This is a genomic window from Micromonospora sp. NPDC047527 (assembly GCF_040643015.1).
Classification (GTDB): domain Bacteria; phylum Actinomycetota; class Actinomycetes; order Mycobacteriales; family Micromonosporaceae; genus Micromonospora.
Genome location: NZ_JBEYTK010000007.1, coordinates 104,458 through 121,542 on the forward strand (window position 1 = coordinate 104,458; position 17,085 = coordinate 121,542).

The following is a 17,085-nucleotide window of genomic DNA, read 5'->3' on the forward strand; positions in this document are numbered from 1 at the left end:
GGACTTCTCTGTCGGCAGCCGAGAAGAATGAGCGACCCGCAACCGGCGGTCGAAAGGGATGACTGTGGCTGATCTTGTTGACCTGCGCTCCGACACGGTGACCCGGCCCACCGCCGGGATGCGGGAGGCGATGGCCACCGCCGAGGTCGGCGACGACGTCTACGGCGAGGACCCGACCGTCAACGCCCTCGAAGCCGAGGTGGCCGCGCTGTTCGGGCACGAGGCGGCGCTGTTCGCCCCGAGCGGGTCGATGGCCAACCAGATCGCCCTGCAACTGCTGGTGTCTCCCGGCGACGAGCTGCTCTGCGACGCCGACGCGCACGTGGTCACGTACGAGATCGGGGCCGCCGCCGCGTACGGTGGCATCTCCTCGCGGACCTGGCCTGCGGTCGGCGCGGACATCGACCCGGAGGTGGTGGCCGGGATGATCCGGCCGGACGGCTTCTTCGCCGTCCCCACCCGCGCGATCGCCGTCGAGCAGACCCACAATCGCGGCGGGGGTGGGGTGATCCCGCTGGCCACCCTGCGGGATCTGCGCGCGGTCGCCGACGACGCGGGCCTAGCGCTGCACTGCGACGGCGCCCGGATCTGGCACGCGCACGTCGCCGACGGGGTGCCGCTGATCGAGTACGGCCGGCTCTTCGACACGCTGTCGGTGTGCCTCTCCAAGGGCCTCGGTGCGCCGGTCGGCTCGCTGGTCGTGGGCAGCGCGGAGAAGATCGAACGGGCCCGGATGATCCGCAAGCGGATGGGCGGCGGCATGCGTCAGGCCGGCATCCTCGCCGCCGCCGGTCGGTACGCGCTCGCGCACCACGTCGACCGGCTGGCTGACGATCACGCGAGGGCGGCCCGGCTCGCCGAGGCGGTCGCGCCGTTCGGTGTGCTGGCCACCACGGTCCGTACCAATCTGGTCGCGCTGGATCTGACCAAGCACGCCCTGGACGCCCGCGCCCTGGCCGCTGCCGCGCGGGCCGAGGGTGTGCTGATCTCAGTGCTCGGCCCCCGCACCGCCCGCCTGGTAACCCACCTGGGCCTCGACGACGAAGGCCTGGACCGAGCGCTAAAAGCCCTACCCCGCATCCTGGCCGCCGCCTAACCCCACCCCACCCCCCGCCCTGCCGCCCCCTCGCCCCTCCCTGTTGATCATGAAGTTATTGCCACTAGTGCCGGCGTGTCATGGCAATAACTTCATGATCAACGGGCGGAGCAACGGGCGGAGCAACGGGCGGAGTTGGGGTGGGGGCGGGGTCGGGGGCTAGCGGGACAGGCGGGTTAGGGTCTGGATGTCGGCTGTGTGGCCTACGTGCTTTTCGCTGGGGGTCTCCACGACCATCGGGACGCCGGCGGTGGCCGGGTGGGCCATCAGTTCGGCGAAGGCGGGCTCGCCGATGGTGCCCTTGCCGATGTTCTCGTGCCGGTCCCGGGTGGAGCCGCACAGATCCTTCGAGTCGTTGGCGTGCACCAACCGCAGCCGGTCCGCTCCCACCGTGGCCACCAGCGTGTCCAGGGTCGCCGTCATGCCGCCCTCGGCGGCCAGGTCGTGCCCGGCGGCCCAGGCGTGGCAGGTGTCGAAGCAGACCCCGAGCATGGGGTGCCGGTCCACCGCGTCCAGGTAGGGCCCGAGGTGCTCGACCCGTGAGGCGAGCGACCGGCCGCCGCCCGCGCTCGGCTCTACCAGCAGCATCGGCCCGCCGGCCTCGGCGGCCCAGTCGAGCAGGGGCAGCAGTTCCTGGCGGACCTGCCGCATCGCCGTCTCGGCGTACCCCTCGTCCACCGAGCTGCCGGCGTGGAACACCACCGCACGGGCACCGATCGCCACGCCCCGGCGTAGCGCGTGCGCCAGCGTCTGTGCCGACTTCTCGACCGTGGCCGGCGTGGGGGAGCCCAGGTTGACCAGCAGCGAGGCGTGGATGAACGCCGGGATGCCCCGCTCGGCGCAGCCGTCGCGGAACAGCGCGTCCTGCGTCGGATCGCCCGGGGGTAACGCCCAGCCCCGCGAGTTGGAGACGTAGACCTGCACCACCTCGGCGCCGGTCGCGTCGAGGTACGGCAGGGCGGCTCTGGCGAGCCCACCGGAGGTGGGGGTGTGCGCGCCGACCGGGCGGGAACGGGTCACCGGCATGTCAGAGGCACCCGATGGTGACCTGGGTGCCCGGCGGCACCTGCGAATTCTCGCCCGGGTTCTGGAAGCGCACGGTGGCGTTCGGGTTGAACTGGACCGCCACCGGGAAGCCCTGGCCCTCCAACACCTGCTTGGCCTGCTGGCAGGGCAGGTCGACGACGCGGGGCACGACGACCAGCGGCGGCCCCTTGCTGACATCCAGCTTGACCTGGGCGCCCTTCTCCACGCCGGTGCCGTCGGCCGGGCTCTGGCCGAGGATCTCGTCCTTGGGCTTGTCGGAGTCCTTGGGGGTCTCCACCGGCACCAGGCCGAGCCCGGCCAGGGTGGCACGGGCCTCGGTCAGGCTCTTGCCGACCAGATTCGGCACCGACACCGGTGCCCGGCCACGGCTCAGAATGAGGGTGATCTTCGTGCCCGGCTTGACCTCGGCGCCGACCTTCGGGTTGCTGTCCAGGACGACGCCGGCGGGCAGGGTGTCGTCGTAGCGGGCGGTGCCCTTGGCCACCACCAGCTTCGCGTTGACCAGGTCCGCCTCGGCCAGCTCGTACTCCTTGCCGATCACGTCCGGCACCGGGAAGCGCTCCGGGCCGAGGGAGAGGGTCAGGGTGATCACGCCACCCTTGACGATCTTGGTGGTCGACGCGGGGCTCTGCTCCAGCACGCTGTCCTTCGGGGCCGTCTCGTCAAAGCGCGGCTCCCCGTACGCCAGGGTCAGACCGGCACGCTCGGCCTGCGCCTGCGCGTCGGCCTTGCTCAGGCTCACCAGTTGCGGTGCGGCCGTGTAGCGGCCGGAACCGAACCACCAGCCGCCGATCGCGGCCACCAGCCCCAGCGTCACCACCACGGCCGCGACGGCCAGCCGGCCCCGCGGGTTGCCCATCACCGTGCTGCGCAGCGCGGCGAGTCGGGCACCCAGGCCCTCGGACGGCTCCGGGGCGGCCCGCCGTCGACCCGGCCCCTGGCCACCGCCCTCGGGCAGGCGGGCCCAGGCCGGACGCTCGGCCGGGCGGACCGTGGCGACCATCATCGTCGGCTGGGAGACCGGGGTCTCGTCGGCCACCCGGTGGATCACGGCGGTGCTGCTGTTGACGTCGCCCAGTTGGTCCCGGGCGAACTGCACCTCGGCCAGCAGGGCCCCGGCGTCGGCGGGCCGGGCGTCGGGATCGCGCCGGGTGGCCCGCTGAACCAGGCCGTCGAGGACCGACGGCAGGCCGGGCACCAGCGTCGAGGGCGCCGGTACGTCGCGGTCGACGTGCTGCCAGGCGACGTCCACGGGGCGGTCCCCGTCGTAGGGCACCCGGCCGGTGAGCATCTCGAACAGCACGATCCCGGCGGAGTAGACGTCCGTGCGCGGGTCGGCCCGACCCTCGGTGACCAGCTCCGGGGCGACGTACGCCACGGTGGCCATCAACTGGTTGCCCTGCTCGTCGTCGGCGCTCGCCTCGACGGCGCGGGCCAGCCCGAAGTCGGCCACCTTGACGACGCTGTCGACCAGGTTGGCGACGCCGCCGGTGGGTGCCTCGGCGACCAGCACGTTCTCCGGCTTGACGTCGCGATGCACCAGGCCGGCCCGGTGCGCGGCGGCGATCGCGGCGAGCATCTGCTCGACGATGGCCAGGGCCTCGTCCGGGTTGAGTCGGCGTCGCTCGGCCAGCACGTCGCGCAGCGTGCGACCGCGGACGTACTCCATCACCAGGTATGGCAGGCCGGCGTGGGTGCCCTGGTCGTAGACCGCCACCACGTTCGGGTGGGTCAGCCGGGCGATGGTCTTCGCCTCGTCGGTGAACCGGGCCACGAAGTTGGCGATCCGGGCCCGCGCCTCGGACGCCTGGGTCGGGTGAATGATCTTGACAGCGACGGTGCGCTCAAGGCGTTCGTCGGTTGCGGTGTACACGGTCGCCATGCCGCCACGGGCCACGCGACCGCGAATGCGGTAGCGCCCGTCGATCAGCGAGCCCAGCAACGTGTCGGCGACCTGTGTGTCCATCGGCAGGGAGTCTATGTGTCCAGGGGGCGAAGGTTGAACAGGATGCTACAGGCCGGGGTCACACCCGGGCCGTCCCGTCGAGGTCGGGGCACCCGGTCCGGCCCTGATCCGCTGGTCATCCCGGGTCCCGGATCGGGCGCGGACGGGCCGTTCGGGGTGCCGGTGGCTCCCCGCGGCGGCGGCGTGGCAGGGTGATCGGGTGACCGAACCCGTACCCGATGAGGCCGTGCCCGGCCCCGAGCTCGCCGGCCCCACCGACCCGGCCGGCTGGCTCACCCTGCCCGACGTCGCCGAGCGCCTCGACGTGTCAATCAGCAAGGTGCACCAGATGATCCGCGACCGGGAGCTGCTGGCGGTCCGCCGCGACGGCATCCGCCGGGTGCCGGCGGAGCTGGTGGCCAACGATGTGGTGCGCAAGCACCTGCCCGGCGTGCTCAACCTGCTCTCCGACAACGGCTACGACGACGAGGCGGCGCTGCGCTGGCTCTACGAGCCGGACGACACCCTGCCCGGCGCCACCCCGGCCGCCGCCCTCTCCGGCGACCAGGCCCGCGAGGTCAAACGCCGAGCCCAAGCCCTCGGCTTCTGACCCCTCTCATCCCCGTTGATCATGAGGTTGGCGGCACCCGCGCCGGCAATCTCATGATCAACCGGAGGGGGTTAGTCGGTGCGGCGGGTGGCGGCTATGGCCAGGTCGACCAGGGCCTGGCGGGCCTCGGTGTCGAGGTCGACGGCGGCGAGAGCCGCCAGCGCGGTGTCGGTGAGTGTGACGATCCGTTGCTCGGTGCGGGCCAGTGCCCCGCTCGCGGTGATCAGCTCGCGGAGCCGGGTCACCCCCTGCTCGTCCAGGGCCGGGTCGCCGAGCCGGTTCAGCAGCAGCTCCCGGCCCGCGTCGTCGGTGGCCTCCAGGGCCGCCGCCACCAGGTAGGTGCGCTTGCCCTCGCGCAGGTCGTCCCCGGCCGGCTTGCCGGTCTGCGCCGGGTCGCCGAAGACCCCCAGCACGTCGTCGCGCAGTTGGAACGCCTCACCCAACGGCAGCCCGTACGCCGAGTAGGTTGTCCGTACGTCGTCCGTCGCGTCGGCCAGCGCGGCGCCGAGCAGCAGCGGCCGTTCGACCGTGTACTTCGCCGACTTGTACCGGGCGACCTTGCTGGCCCGTTCCACCGACGTGTCCCCGGTGACCTGGGTCAACACGTCGAGGTACTGCCCGACGGTGACCTCCGTGCGCATCTCGTCGAAGACCGGCCGGGCACGGGCCACCGCCCGTAGATCCAGACCGGCGGAGTGCAGCAGCTCGTCGGACCACACCAGGCAGAGGTCGCCGAGCAGGATCGCGGCCGAGTCACCGAACCCGTCCGGGTCACCGCCCCAGCCGGCCGCCCGGTGCTGGGTGGCGAACCGCCGGTGCACCGCCGGCTCACCGCGGCGGGTGTCGGAGCGGTCCATCAGGTCGTCGTGGATCAGGGCGCTGGCCTGCACGAACTCCAGCGCGGCCAGGGCGGTGAGGACCTGGTCGGAGTCCACCCCGCCGGCACCCCGGAACCCCCAGTACGCGAAGGCCGGCCGCAGGCGCTTGCCGCCGCCGAGCACGAACGCCTCGATGGCCTCCGCCACCGGGTTGAGGGCCTGGTCCACCCGGGTCAGCCGCGCCCGCTGGCCGGCCAGGAACTCAGTGAGGGCCTTGTCGACCCGCTGCCGCAGGTCGGCGCGGTCGACGGGGGACACGGGAGCAGCGTGGGTCACGCCACGACGCTAGCGGGTCGCCACGGCCCGCGTTGTACCGGCACGTGGTCCGTTTTGCGCGGACCGGGCCCGCCCGCCCGGCCGTGTGCCCGCCGTGCCGGCCCGGCCCGGCCCGGCGGCCCGCGCCGGACCGGCTCGTCGGGCGCTCGCGGCGGCCTCGGCGAGCACCACCAGCGGCACGTCCAGCACGACGGCGAGCCAGCCGAGCCAGAACCCTCCCGGTATGCGTCGTTGCCGCTCCCACCGGGACACCTCGTGCCTGCTCAGGGTCGGCACGCCGGCGGCGGCGCACAACTCGGCGGCGGTGCGCTGCTGGCTCCAACCCCGGGCGAGCCGGCACCGGGCCAGGAGCGGCCCGAGCGGGGTGGGGCGCGGTGGTGTGGGCGAGGTCATCGGGCCTCCCGGCGGGGCGTCGGCGCGGCGGCACCCGCCCGCCCACGGACGAGACCGGCGCCACTCTCGGCTGTGCGACCCCCGCGCCGGATCTCGGGCCGCCCCCGCCGCCCCTCCCGCGCCACCCCTTCCTACCCCGGGGGTACGACGGCTTTCCCCCGCCGGACCGGCACGCGCCCGCCGAACTGTGGGAGGCGGTGGGAAGCACCTGGGTGTCGATGGCCCCGCCAGCTAGAGTCGGGGACGTGGCGCTCGGTCTTCCCTCGGTCCTCCCCAATCCCCAGCCGGCGATCGGGGAGCTCATCCGTGACCGTCAGCCGACCTTCTCGTTCGAGTTCTTCCCGCCCAAGACCGAGGCGGGAGAGCTGCTGCTCTGGCAGGCCATCCGCGAGTTGGAGTCGCTGCGCCCGTCGTTCGTGTCGATCACCTACGGGGCGGGCGGCTCGACCCGGGACACCACCGTCGCGGTGACCGAGCGGATCGCCACCGAAACCACCCTGCTGCCGATGGCCCACCTGACCGCCGTCGACCACTCCGTGGCCGAGTTGCGGCACGTGATCGGCCGGCTCGCCGGGGTGGGGGTGCGCAACGTGCTGGCGGTGCGCGGTGACCCGCCCGGCAACCCGGGCGGCGAGTGGGTCCGGCATCCCGAGGGCGTCGACTACGCCGAGGACCTGGTGCGCCTGGTACGCGACTCCGGCGACTTCAGCGTGGGCGTGGCGGCCTTTCCGTACAAGCACCCCCGCTCGGTCGACGTGGCCAGCGACACCGCGCACTTCGTCCGCAAGTGCCGGGCCGGCGCCCAGTTCGCGATCACGCAGATGTTCTTCGACGCCGACGACTACCTGCGGCTGCGTGACCGGGTGGCCGCGGCCGGCTGCGACACCCCGATCCTGGCCGGGGTGATGCCGGTTACCCAGATCCGCACCATCGAGCGGTCGGTGCAGCTGTCCGGGGCACCCTTCCCGACGGCGCTGGCGGCCCGCTTCGAGCGGGTCGCCGACGATCCGGAGGCGGTCCGCCAGCTCGGCATCGAGCAGGCCAGCGAGATGTGCCGCCGGCTGCTGGACGAGGGCGTGCCGGGGATCCACTTCATCACCCTCAACCGGTCCACGGCGACCCGCGAGGTCTGGCAGAACCTCAAGGCCGGCGCGCGGGTGTGAACACGGGGTCCGCGACACCTGATGCTCGGCACGACGGTTGATCCGTGGTGGGCACACAGCTGAACTGGGACCAGTACGCCACGGCGTGGGCGCGGCTGCACGGCGGGTTCGACCCTCGGGCCGCCGCGCCGGTGGTCCGCGCCTGGCTGCGGTTCTCCTACCACGTCGGGTATGTGCTGGGCCGGCTGCGGGTCGGCCCCACCGCGGTCACCGTGGCCGGGGTGCTGCTCTGCTTCTGCGTACCGTTGCTGGCCACCCGGCCGGCGGACGGGCCGTTCCTCGGCGCGCTGTTCGTGCTGCTCGCCGCGGTGGCCGACAGCGTTGACGGGGCGGTGGCGGTGGCCACCGGCCGCACCACCCGGCTCGGCTACGTCTACGACTCGGTCGCCGACCGGCTCGGCGAGGTGGCCTGGCTGCTGGCGTTCTGGCTGGTCGGCGCGCCGGGTGCGCTGGTCGTCGCGGGCGGCGCGTTGTCCTGGCTGCACGAGTACGTCCGTGCCCGCGCGGTCTCCGCCGGGATGCGCGAGATCGGCGCGGTGACCGTCGGCGAGCGACCCACCCGGGTGTCGGTCGCGCTGGCCGGGCTGCTGATCGCCGGGCTGGCCGGGCTGATCGAGCCGGATCTGGCCGCCGGCACCATCACCATGGCGACCGCGGTGTGGGTGCTGCTGGCCGGCTTCGGGTTGGGGCAGTTGCTCTCCACGGTCCGCCGCGCGCTGCTCGACGCCGGCTGAGCGACAGGGCTTACCAGGCGGGGCCGATCTCGTCGGCGACGATCTGCGCGGAGAGGGTCACCATCGGCAGGCCACCGCCCGGGTGGCTGGAACCGCCCACCAACCACAGGCCGTGCGCCGGACCCCGGTTGGCCGGGCGGAGCAGCCCACCGGCGGTCCCGTAGATCACGCCGCCGGGCGCTCCGGTCGCCGCGTCCAGATCGGCCGGGGTGCGGACCTCGCGGAACAGCAGCCGGTCGCGGACGTCCACGCCGCGCTGCGCCAGCACCTCCAGGATCCGGTCGGCGTACGCGTCGGCCAGCCCCGGGCGTCGCCAGTCGACAGCGCCACCGGAGGTGCCCTGCCGAGCGGCGTTGACCAGCACGAACCACGCCTCGTGCCCGGCCGGGCGGACCATCGGGTCGTCGGCGACGGTGACGAACACCGTCGGGTCGACCGCCGGCCGGGCCCGTACGCCCCGCCCCGGATCACCGAAGACCGCGTCGAACTCCGCGTCGTAGTCGCGCGGGAAGAAGACGTTGTGGTGCGCCAGCCCGGTGCTGCCGGAGACGCCGAGCAGCAGCACGAAGCCGGCCAGGCTGCGGTCGCTCAGCCCGGCCAGCCGACGCGCGTGCGGCAGCAGATCACGGTAGACGGTGAGCGCGTCCACGTTGGCCACCACCACGTCGGCGGGCACCGGCGCGGCGATGCCGGCGAGGCGTACCCCGTGCACCCGGCCGCCCGCCGCGTCGATCCGGGTCACCGTGGCGCCGGTCTGCACGACCACGCCGAGGTCCAGGCAGCGGGTCAGCAGCGCGTCGGCGAGCGTGCCCAGCCCGCCGCGCAGGTACCAACCGCCGAAGGTCAACTCGGCGTAGGGGACGGCGACCAGCGCCGCCGGCGCGCGGCGCGGGTCGGCGCCGGTGTAGGTGGCGTACCGGTCCAGCAGCATCCGCAGCCGCGGGTCGGACAGGTGCCGGCGGCCCAACCCGCGCAGGGTGCGGCCCGGCGCGATGGCGGCCAGGTCACCGACGCGCCAGGCCAGCGACGCCAGGTCGCGGGGGGAGTCGACGGCGCGGCGCAGGATGTCCCGCGAGGAGGCGTTCCACACCCGGGCGGCCCGGCGCCACAGCCGCTGCCAGTCGGCCGCCGCCCGGTCACCGAAGGCGGCCCCGATCCGGTCGGCGAACTCCACCGGGTCGGCGCAGGAGTCCAGCGCGGGACCGTCGCCTCCGAAGACGTGCCGGACGATCGGGTCCAGCGGCGCCAGGTCCAGGTATTCGTCGAGCTTCGCCCCGGTCGCCTCGAACAGGTCGTGGAAGACCTCGGGCAGGGTGAGCAGGCTCGGCCCGGTGTCGAAGTGGAACGACCCGGCCGGGGTGTCGTGCACGTACCGGCCGAGCTTGCCGCCGACCGTGTCGGCGGCCTCGAAGACGGTCACCTGGTGCCCGGTTGCGGCCAGCCGGGCGGCGGTGGCCAGGCCACCCACCCCGGCGCCGACGACCACGATCCGCGCCATGCCGCGTCCTCCTAGCTGACCGGGCGGCCCCGCCAGGTCAGGCGGTGTCGCTTTCGCAGATGGTACGACCGCAGGGTCAGCCAACCGAGGACCACGAGCGACACGGGGTGTGCGAGCGCGTCGGGCCACCACCGGCCCCCCGTCGACCGGCCGGTGAGCACCCGCCCGGCCACCCCGAGCAGGTAACCGGCCAGACCCACGGCGGCCACCCCCGGCGCGCCGGCCACCACGCCGGCCAGCGCGACCAGCGGCGGGGCGGTGTAGAGCAGGAGCAGCATCGCCACCACGACGGCCGCCGCGCCCGGATGCCCGAACGTCGCCCACAGCGACTTCGAGTACCCGTCGCGCAGTTGCGGCCAGTCGTCGTACATCCGGCAGGTGGCCAGCCGGGAGCCGTCGGCCAGGGCGATCCGCCCACCGGCCCGCTTGACCGCCCTGGCCAGCTCGACGTCCTCCAGGATCTTGTCGGCGACCGCGACGTGCCCGCCGGTGGCGGTGTAGCCGGCCCGGTCCAGCACCAGGAACTGCCCGCCCGCGGCGGCCAGCGACGGCCGCCGCGAGCGTTCCATCGCGCGCAGCGGCAGGAACGTCAGCCAGAGCCACTGGAGCAGGGGCTGCACCAGCCGGTCGGCCGCCGTCGCCACCACGATCCGGGGGTACGGCGACAGCAGCGTCGCGTCGGCGGCGCGCAGTTCGGTGACGGCGGCGGCCACGGCGTGCGGGGCGAGCACCACGTCGGCGTCGACGAAGACCAGCACGGTGGCGGCCGGGTCGGCCCGGGTGGCCAGCTGCCAGCAGGCGTGTGGTTTGCCCAGCCAGCCCGGCGGCGGGGCGACCCCGCTGAGCAGGGTGACCCTCGGGTCGTCGCCGACCACCGCGCGGACCACGTCGGCGGTGCCGTCGGTGGACCCGTCGTCGAGGACCACGATGCGCAGGTCGGGCACGCCCCGCTGGGCGAGCAGGGCGCGCAGGCAGTCGGTGACCCGGGCCGCCTCGTCGCGCAGCGGCAGCAGCACGGCCACCGGCTCGTCGATCTCGTCCGGCCGGTCGGTGGGCCGGCGCAGCCAGCGGGCGGCGTTGAGCCAGGTGTGCCCGGTCAGCGCGGCAACGGCGACCAGCAGGACCAGCAGGACGGTCATCGGGTCGCGTCGACGCCGGGGCGGGCCGGCTGGTGGTCGTCCCGGAGCGTGTCGCCGGCCCGGCGGGCGCGCAGCAGGGTCACCGCCAGCGGTACGGCGGTCACCGCCATCCCGGCCGCGCCCCAGAGCGCCGAGGCGGGCAGGTCGAGGAAGACCGCGTGGGCCAGGATGCTGGAGAAGTACGTCCACAGGTAGAGCGCGAACATCGGGTGATCGCGCTGGTCGGTGCGTTCGACGGTCGGGCCGGCCAGCGGGCGCAACGCGCTCATCATCAGCACCGCGAAGAGCAGCCAGCCCAGGTAGTTGCTGACCGGGATGCCGGGCAGGCCGGGCAGCGCCGGGGTGGCGTTGCGCCAGACCCAGTAGCCCTCGGCGACCATCTGCGGGTCGAGGAAGAGATCCCAGGCGGCCAGCCCCACCGTGGCCAGCGCGATCCGCCCCACCCACCGGCCGGCCGTCGAGGTGCTGGCGCCGGCCGTCGAGGCGTTGCCGCTGGCCGTCGAACCGCTGGCCGTCGAGGTGTTGCCGCCGGCCGTCGGGCCGCTGCCGCCGGTCAGGCGGACTGCGGCGAGCCAGGCCGGCCAGGCCATCCAGGTCCAGGCCAGCGGGATGATCAGCGGCACCCCGGCCAGCTTGGGGCCGAGCTCACCGGAGTAGTCGTAGCTGCCGAACGGCACACCGGTGGCCACCCCGATCGCCTCGATCGCGAACCCTCCGCCGGTGGCCACCGCGACCAGCGCGGCCGCGACCCGGGGCCCTCGACTGAGCAGCGCGTGGCCGACCGAGAGCAGCCAGCCGAGCACGACGGTGGCCACGGTCAGCCCGGCCCGGGTGTCGCCGGTGGTGAGCGGGTAGCAGATCTGGGCGAGCACCAGGACGCCGAGCAGCGTCCAGGAGATCCGCCGGGTCATGACGCCGGTGGATCGAGCGGCAGGTCCCGCCCGAGCACGCCGAACGGCCGGTCGTCGCCGGGGAAGTGGAAGTCGCGCAGCACGTCGACGAAGCCGAACCGCCGGTACAGCCGCCAGGCCCGCGAGGTCTGCTCCTCGGCCTCCGGGGTGGACAGCAGCGTGGTGTCGCCCTCGGCCATCGTGAGCAGCGCCCGCAGTTGGCCGGCGCCCAGCCCGTGCCCCTGCGCCGGCGGCCGGACGTGCAGCTCGACCACCTCGAAGCAGTGGATGAGCCAGCGCTGCCGGGTCGGGGCGTCCAGTGCCCGGTGCACCTGGTCGTGCCACCACTGGCCGGGGCCGCCCAGATAGCCGTAGCCGAAGCCGGCGAGGTGCCCCTCGCTGGTCAGGCTGGCCACGGCCCGGAAACCGGGCCGGCGGACGTGGGTGGCGATGTAGCCGCGCCGGGCCTCCAGCAGGTCGGTGCGGTATCCCATCGCCTCGCCGTAGACGGCCACCACGTCGTCCAGCCGTCGGACGAGATCGTCCGGCGTCCAGCGCACCAACCTCATGCCCGTCCATCCTTCACCGTTGCGGGGTCGCCGTCGACGACCCACCCGAGCACCGTCCGGTCGCCGACCACGTCGCGTACCTCGAACCGGGCGAACAGCTCCTCGGCGTACCAGCCCGCGGTGGGGGTTCGCATGATCGCCGCCCGATGCTCCGGGTGACGGTACGCGAACGCCACCAGGTCCGTCGGGTCGCGCCACACGCTGACCGTGCCCTGCCAACCCAGCGGAGCCTCACCGACGCCGAACCGGGCCAGCAGCCCGGGCGCGTCGCGCAGGGCGGCGGCCACCGGCGGGATCGCCCGCCAGAAGGTGGCCGCCCGGCGGGCACGCAACCGGGCCCGGGTCAGCGCCAGGACCGGGCCGGTGGCCCGGCCGCCCGGCGGCTCGCCGAACGGCCGCTGGCCGGACCACTCGCCCCGGCTGCTCAGCGGGCGCAGGTCGACCCGGGCCTGGGCGAGGGCGATCCGCGCCCAGGCGCGCCCGACCGGCGAGTCGTCGAAGCCGGCCGCCGCGGCGGGGGAGTCCCACACGGTCAGCGCCGCCCACCGGGTCAGGTCGGCGTCCGCCGGCCCGAAGCCGGTGCCGGTCCCGGTGCCCAGCAGCTTGCCGAACCGGACGCCGGGCAGGGCCCGCAGCCGGCGCGGGTCCACCGCCATCCTGGTCAGCGCCCGGGGCAGCGCGCCCCGGGCGGTCCGCCACACGTGCAGGGTGACCAGCTCCGGTACGGCGTTGCTGGTCCGCTCGCTCACGCCACCTCGGCCGGTGTGCCGGCGGTGACCCGCAGCAGCTCGGCGTAGGTGGTCGGGAAGACCGCCTGCGGTACGCCGCCCGCGGCCCAGATCTCCGGGTACGCCGCCAACGCCTGGTCCACCAGGGTGCGCAGCGCCTGCGGGTGCCCGAGCGGGGCGACCCCGCCGATCGGCTGCCCGGTGTGCGCCCGGACGAACTCCGGGGTGGCCCGGCGCAACCGGGTGACCCCGATCGACGCGGCAAGGCCGGCGGTGTCCACCCGGTGCGCGCCGGAGGTGAGCACGAGCAGCGGCTCGCCGTCCGCGTCGAAGATCAGCGAGTTGGCGATCTGGCCGACCTCGACGCCGAGCGCCTCGGCGGCCGCCACCGCGGTGTGCACCGCGTCGGGCAGCAGGCGGACCGTGCTGGGTCGGCCGGCGCCGTCGAGCGCACCGGCGCCGTCGAGTGCGTCCTGCACCGCCCGTACGTTCGGGTGTGGCTGCATGTCGCCATTCTTCACGGTCCGTCCGCGAACGGTTCAGCCGGCGCGTCACACGTTGCGTTTTCGTCGGAGGGGAGGTGTACTGTCAACAGCAGTTAGAACGAGTGTTCGATTGCCTCGCACGCTCGTTCCAACCAGCCGGAGCGCGGTGTTTCGCGGCGCCAGCTCCGGGCGGTGCGGCTCCGCGGGCCGCACCTGGGTTTCCGGGCAGTCGCGAGCCCGGTCCCGACAGGCAGGAGCGTCGCCCGCCGCCCACGACCCCCGGGCGGCGGGCGACGAACCCGCCGGTACGCCGGCCGGGTGTGGTGTGGGGAAGCATCCACACCCGGCCGGCCATCCCCGGTGCGTCTTCCTCCGCACCACCCGACCTCGGCGTCTCGCCGGCGGCACCTCTGCGCCGGTCGACGCCCCGGCCACGTGGAGGAGACAGTCCATGCCGACCAACCCGGCTCAGGCACCGGCGGTGCCGGCGCACGTGTTGCCGCACCGCACCCCCACCCAGCTCCTCACGTTGGCCCGTCGCGGGCTGGTCGAGGCCGGCCAGACCCGCCCCGACGGTCTGCGCTACGCGGCCGCCCACCTGGCCGCGCTGCGCGCGGCGGCCGCCCTGCTCGCCGCCCGGGCCCGGCCCGCGCCGAGCCGGCGCAATCGGATCACCAGCGTCTGGGTCCTGCTCTGCGCCGTCGCCCCCGAGCTCGACGAGTGGGCGCGCTTCTTCGCCGCCGGGGCCAGCAAGCGGGCCGCCGCCGAGGCCGGCATTCCGCGGGTGGTCAGCGCCCGGGAGGCCGACGACCTGCTCCGCGCGGCCGAACAGTTCGTCACGGTGGTGGAGACCGCGCTCGGCGTGGCCCACCAGCCGGCCCTGGACGGCCTCGTCGCCTGACCCCGTCGTGACGTCGGCCGTCCGGCGGCCGGCGTCACGACGTGCCGGTCCTGATCTGTTCCACAGCAACGACGGGGGGTTGGTCCGATGGCGGGCCGCATGGTGGTCGGTTCCGCCGCTCTGGCCGATCTGGTCCGTCCGGCGAGCGCACCCGATCCGGTCGGCGGCCACCGGGTGCTACCGGTGGCGCCCGAGCTGACCGGCCTCCTGCCCAACCGAGGTCTGCGCCGGGGCAGCACCATCGCGGTCGCCGTCGGTCAACCCCGGCACAGCGGTGGCACCTCGCTGGTGCTGGCCCTGCTCGCCGAGGCATCCCGGGCTGGCTCGTGGTGCGCCGTGGTCGGCGTGCCGACGTTCGGCGCGGGCGCGGCCGCCGAGCTCGGCATCGCCCTGGACCGGCTGGCCCTGGTGCCGAATCCCGGTCCCGAGTGGGCCACCGTAGTCGCCGCGCTGATCGACGGGGTGGATGTCGTGGTCACCGCCGTACCGGCTGCCGTCTCCGCCTCGGTCGCCACCCGGCTGGCCGCCCGGGCTCGGCAGCGCGGCAGCGTGCTCGTCCCGTACGGCCGGTGGGACGGCGCGGACGTGACGTTGCAGGTGGTCCGCGGGTTCTGGGAAGGGCTCGGTCAGGGTCGGGGGCGGCTGCGTCGCCGGGAGGTCACGGTCTCGGCGCGGGGGCGCGGAGCGGCCGCCCGACCCAAGGAGATCAAGGTCTGGCTCCCCGGTGACGAGCTGACCCGGGTGATCCCCCGGACGGTGCGGTCGACCGTGGGCCGACCAGCCGTGCCGCTCGCCCTGGTCGGGCGGGGATGACCGGCTCGCCGGTCCGGACCCTGCTGCTGTGGTGCCCGGACTGGCCGGTGCTCGCCGCCGAGATCATCGACGGGGTGCCGGCCACCGGGCCGGTCGCCGTGCTGCACGCCAATCGGGTCGTCGCCTGCTCCGAGCGGGCCCGCGCCGAGGGGGTGCGCCGAGGGCTGCGCAAGCGGGAGGCGCAGGGCCGTTGCCCACAGCTCACCGTCGTGGAGTACGACCCGGGTCGGGACGCCCGGGCGTTCGAGCCGGTGGTCGCCGCCGTGGAGGAGGTGGTCGCCGGCGTCGAGGTGGTCCGTCCGGGTGCCTGCGCGGTGGCCGCCCGGGGTCCGAGCCGTTACCTCGGCGGCGAGGAGGCGGCCGCCGAACGACTCATCGAGCACGTCGCCCAGTCGTGTCTGGTGGAGAGCCAGGTGGGCATCGCCGACGGGGTGTTCGCCGCGGGGTTGGCCGCCCGCGCGGGCCGGGTGGTGCCGCCGGGTGGGACGCCGGCGTTCCTGGCCGGGCTGCCGGTCGAGGCGCTCGGCCGGTCGGCACTGGCCGATCTGCTGCGCCGGCTGGGGGTACGGACCCTCGGTGACTTCGCCGCACTGCCGGCCGGCGACGTGCTGGCACGGTTCGGGTTCGACGGCGCACTGGCCCACCGGCTGGCCGCCGGGCGGGATCACCGCCCGCTCGCTGTCCGGCAGCCGCCGACCGACCTGACGGTGACCGCCGAGCACGACGAGCCGATCGACCGGGTCGACGCGGCGGCGTTCGCCGCCCGCGCGCTCGCCGAGCGGTTGCACGACCGGCTCGCCGGGCACGGGCTGGCCTGCACCCGACTCGGCATCGAGGCGGTCACCGCGCACGGGCAGGAGTTGCACCGGGTGTGGCGGCACGACGGTCTGCTCACCGCCGCGGCCATCGCCGACCGGGTGCGCTGGCAGTTGGACGGTTGGCTTTCCGGCAGCAACGGCCGCGTCGGCGCCCGACCGGCCCGGCCGACGGCCGGCATCATCCGGCTGCGACTGGTCCCGGACGGGGTGATCGCCCAGGCCGGCCTCCAGGCCGGCCTCTGGGGGGAGACCGGCGAGGAGCGGGAGCGCGCGCACCGGGCGTTGAGCCGGGTGCAGGGCATCCTCGGCCCGGAAGCGGTGGTCACCGCGGTGCTCGGCGGCGGGCGCTCCCCGGCCGACCAGGTGCGACTGGTGCCCTGGGGCGACGAGCGGCTCCCCGACCGTCCCGGCCCACCACCGTCGCCGCCGGACGAGCCGTTCGCTACCGCCGCTGGCCGTGCTGCGGACGCTGGCGGGGTTGCGGGTGTTGGTCGTGCTGCGGGCGTCGGCGGGGTTGCGGGCGCTGGTCGTGTTGCGGGCGCTGACAGCGTTGCTGGTGCCGGCGGGGTTGCGGAGGCTGGTCGGGCCGTCGGTGCAGGTCGGGCTGCGGGCGTTGGTCGGGCTGCTGGCCGCGGTGGGGGCGGAGTGCCGCCGTGGCCCGGTCGGCTGCCGCGGCCCTCGCCGGCGGTGGTGCTGCCGAGCCCACTCGCGGCGACCGTGCACGACGCCGCCGGCGAGGCGGTGGTGATCAGCGCGCGGCTGGCGGTGAGCGCTCCGCCCGCCCGGCTGGTGGTCGGCACCGGTCGACCGGCGGAGATCGTCGGCTGGGCCGGCCCGTGGCCGGTGGACGAGCGGTGGTGGGCGCCGGCCGAGGCGCGGCGGCGGGCCCGGTTCCAGGTCTGTCTGGCCGACGGCACCGCTCTGCTGCTCGCCGTCGAGGCCGGGCAGTGGCTGGTGGAGGCGATCTATGACTGAGTGCCGGGCCGTGGGTCCGGCCGGCCGGAAGCCCTCCAGCCTTGATCGACTCCACATCGCCGAAGTGGGGCTGTCCGAATGGGTGGGACACCCCCACTTCGGCGATGTGGAGCCGATCATGCTCGGG

The 17,085-nt window shown here is 74.8% G+C and carries 17 protein-coding genes; 7 read left to right on the forward strand and 10 right to left on the reverse strand.

All coding sequences use genetic code 11. The annotated features are described in order from the left end of the window. Positions 1–64 precede the first annotated feature (64 nt). On the forward strand, positions 65–1,096 hold the full coding sequence (locus ABZ808_RS24960; protein ID WP_357010916.1) for a GntG family PLP-dependent aldolase: 1,032 nt from the start codon (positions 65–67) through the stop codon (positions 1,094–1,096). 159 nt (positions 1,097–1,255) lie between these two features. Here the strand turns inward: ABZ808_RS24960 and ABZ808_RS24965 are convergent, their stop codons facing one another. Next, positions 1,256–2,122 carry a deoxyribonuclease IV gene (locus tag ABZ808_RS24965; protein WP_357010918.1) on the reverse strand — a complete coding sequence of 289 codons (867 nt, stop codon included), beginning with the start codon at positions 2,120–2,122 and terminating at the stop codon, positions 1,256–1,258. Between the two features lies 1 nt (position 2,123). Continuing rightward, positions 2,124–4,109 carry a Stk1 family PASTA domain-containing Ser/Thr kinase gene (pknB, locus tag ABZ808_RS24970; RefSeq protein WP_357010920.1) on the reverse strand — a complete coding sequence of 662 codons (1,986 nt, stop codon included), beginning with the start codon at positions 4,107–4,109 and terminating at the stop codon, positions 2,124–2,126. 199 nt (positions 4,110–4,308) lie between these two features. Here pknB and ABZ808_RS24975 point away from each other — a divergent pair, with 199 nt between their 5' ends. After that, entirely contained in the window at positions 4,309–4,698 is a 390-nt protein-coding gene (locus ABZ808_RS24975) for an Rv2175c family DNA-binding protein (RefSeq protein WP_357010922.1), read from the forward strand. Between the two features lie 71 nt (positions 4,699–4,769). Here ABZ808_RS24975 and ABZ808_RS24980 read toward each other — a convergent pair whose 3' ends face one another. After that, entirely contained in the window at positions 4,770–5,852 is a 1,083-nt protein-coding gene (locus tag ABZ808_RS24980; RefSeq protein ID WP_357010924.1) for a polyprenyl synthetase family protein, read from the reverse strand. Between the two features lie 9 nt (positions 5,853–5,861). Beyond that, positions 5,862–6,245: a helix-turn-helix domain-containing protein gene (locus ABZ808_RS24985; protein ID WP_357010926.1), complete on the reverse strand. Its 384-nt coding sequence runs from the start codon at positions 6,243–6,245 to the stop codon at positions 5,862–5,864. 245 nt (positions 6,246–6,490) lie between these two features. Between ABZ808_RS24985 and metF the strand changes: the two genes are divergently transcribed. Further along, a complete protein-coding gene (gene metF, locus ABZ808_RS24990; RefSeq protein ID WP_357010928.1) occupies positions 6,491–7,408 on the forward strand; it encodes a methylenetetrahydrofolate reductase [NAD(P)H] in 918 nt (305 codons plus the stop codon). 44 nt (positions 7,409–7,452) lie between these two features. Continuing rightward, positions 7,453–8,142: a CDP-alcohol phosphatidyltransferase family protein gene (locus ABZ808_RS24995; RefSeq protein WP_357010930.1), complete on the forward strand. Its 690-nt coding sequence runs from the start codon at positions 7,453–7,455 to the stop codon at positions 8,140–8,142. Positions 8,143–8,152: 10 nt separating this feature from the next. On the opposite strand, the gene crtI is transcribed toward ABZ808_RS24995, so the two are convergent. Genes crtI through ABZ808_RS25025 form a run of 6 tightly spaced genes read right to left on the reverse strand, consistent with a single transcriptional unit; the run spans position 8,153 to position 13,472 of the window. Beyond that, positions 8,153–9,640: a phytoene desaturase family protein gene (crtI, locus tag ABZ808_RS25000; protein WP_357010932.1), complete on the reverse strand. Its 1,488-nt coding sequence runs from the start codon at positions 9,638–9,640 to the stop codon at positions 8,153–8,155. An 11-nt stretch (positions 9,641–9,651) separates the two neighbouring features. Beyond that, positions 9,652–10,779: a glycosyltransferase family 2 protein gene (locus ABZ808_RS25005; protein WP_357010934.1), complete on the reverse strand. Its 1,128-nt coding sequence runs from the start codon at positions 10,777–10,779 to the stop codon at positions 9,652–9,654. After that, positions 10,776–11,690, reverse strand: coding sequence for a carotenoid biosynthesis protein (locus tag ABZ808_RS25010; protein WP_357010936.1), 915 nt, complete (start codon positions 11,688–11,690; stop codon positions 10,776–10,778). Before ABZ808_RS25010 ends, ABZ808_RS25005 begins: the two co-directional genes overlap by 4 nt. Continuing rightward, positions 11,687–12,238 carry a GNAT family N-acetyltransferase gene (locus ABZ808_RS25015; protein ID WP_357010938.1) on the reverse strand — a complete coding sequence of 184 codons (552 nt, stop codon included), beginning with the start codon at positions 12,236–12,238 and terminating at the stop codon, positions 11,687–11,689. Before ABZ808_RS25015 ends, ABZ808_RS25010 begins: the two co-directional genes overlap by 4 nt. Further along, positions 12,235–12,987: a monooxygenase gene (locus tag ABZ808_RS25020; protein WP_357010940.1), complete on the reverse strand. Its 753-nt coding sequence runs from the start codon at positions 12,985–12,987 to the stop codon at positions 12,235–12,237. The genes ABZ808_RS25015 and ABZ808_RS25020 overlap by 4 nt, the downstream gene beginning before the upstream one ends. Continuing rightward, positions 12,984–13,472 carry a YbaK/EbsC family protein gene (locus ABZ808_RS25025; RefSeq protein WP_357010942.1) on the reverse strand — a complete coding sequence of 163 codons (489 nt, stop codon included), beginning with the start codon at positions 13,470–13,472 and terminating at the stop codon, positions 12,984–12,986. The genes ABZ808_RS25020 and ABZ808_RS25025 overlap by 4 nt, the downstream gene beginning before the upstream one ends. Positions 13,473–13,902: 430 nt before the next feature. On the opposite strand from ABZ808_RS25025, the gene ABZ808_RS25030 reads away from it, so the two are divergent. From ABZ808_RS25030 to ABZ808_RS25040, 3 genes are all read left to right on the forward strand, one after another. Then, on the forward strand, positions 13,903–14,352 hold the full coding sequence (locus ABZ808_RS25030; protein ID WP_357010944.1) for an SAV_6107 family HEPN domain-containing protein: 450 nt from the start codon (positions 13,903–13,905) through the stop codon (positions 14,350–14,352). 87 nt (positions 14,353–14,439) lie between these two features. Further along, a complete protein-coding gene (locus tag ABZ808_RS25035) occupies positions 14,440–15,165 on the forward strand; it encodes a hypothetical protein (RefSeq protein ID WP_357010946.1) in 726 nt (241 codons plus the stop codon). Then, the gene (locus tag ABZ808_RS25040) at positions 15,162–16,958 is read left to right on the forward strand and encodes a DNA polymerase Y family protein (protein WP_357010948.1); all 1,797 of its coding nucleotides are present in this window, start codon (positions 15,162–15,164) and stop codon (positions 16,956–16,958) included. The genes ABZ808_RS25035 and ABZ808_RS25040 overlap by 4 nt, the downstream gene beginning before the upstream one ends. Positions 16,959–17,085 lie beyond the last annotated feature (127 nt).

Excerpts from the sequence above, each read along its gene's own strand:
- ABZ808_RS24965 (WP_357010918.1), bottom strand. The coding sequence starts at position 2,122 with ATGCCGGTGACCCGTTCCCGCCCGGTCGGCGCGCACACCCCCACCTCC.
- pknB (WP_357010920.1), bottom strand. The coding sequence starts at position 4,109 with ATGGACACACAGGTCGCCGACACGTTGCTGGGCTCGCTGATCGACGGG.
- ABZ808_RS24985 (WP_357010926.1), bottom strand. The coding sequence starts at position 6,245 with ATGACCTCGCCCACACCACCGCGCCCCACCCCGCTCGGGCCGCTCCTG.
- crtI (WP_357010932.1), bottom strand. The coding sequence starts at position 9,640 with ATGGCGCGGATCGTGGTCGTCGGCGCCGGGGTGGGTGGCCTGGCCACC.
- ABZ808_RS25005 (WP_357010934.1), bottom strand. The coding sequence starts at position 10,779 with ATGACCGTCCTGCTGGTCCTGCTGGTCGCCGTTGCCGCGCTGACCGGG.
- ABZ808_RS25010 (WP_357010936.1), bottom strand. The coding sequence starts at position 11,690 with ATGACCCGGCGGATCTCCTGGACGCTGCTCGGCGTCCTGGTGCTCGCC.
- ABZ808_RS25015 (WP_357010938.1), bottom strand. The coding sequence starts at position 12,238 with ATGAGGTTGGTGCGCTGGACGCCGGACGATCTCGTCCGACGGCTGGAC.
- ABZ808_RS25025 (WP_357010942.1), bottom strand. The coding sequence starts at position 13,472 with ATGCAGCCACACCCGAACGTACGGGCGGTGCAGGACGCACTCGACGGC.
- ABZ808_RS25030 (WP_357010944.1), top strand. The coding sequence starts at position 13,903 with ATGCCGACCAACCCGGCTCAGGCACCGGCGGTGCCGGCGCACGTGTTG.
- ABZ808_RS25035 (WP_357010946.1), top strand. The coding sequence starts at position 14,440 with ATGGCGGGCCGCATGGTGGTCGGTTCCGCCGCTCTGGCCGATCTGGTC.
- ABZ808_RS25040 (WP_357010948.1), top strand. The coding sequence starts at position 15,162 with ATGACCGGCTCGCCGGTCCGGACCCTGCTGCTGTGGTGCCCGGACTGG.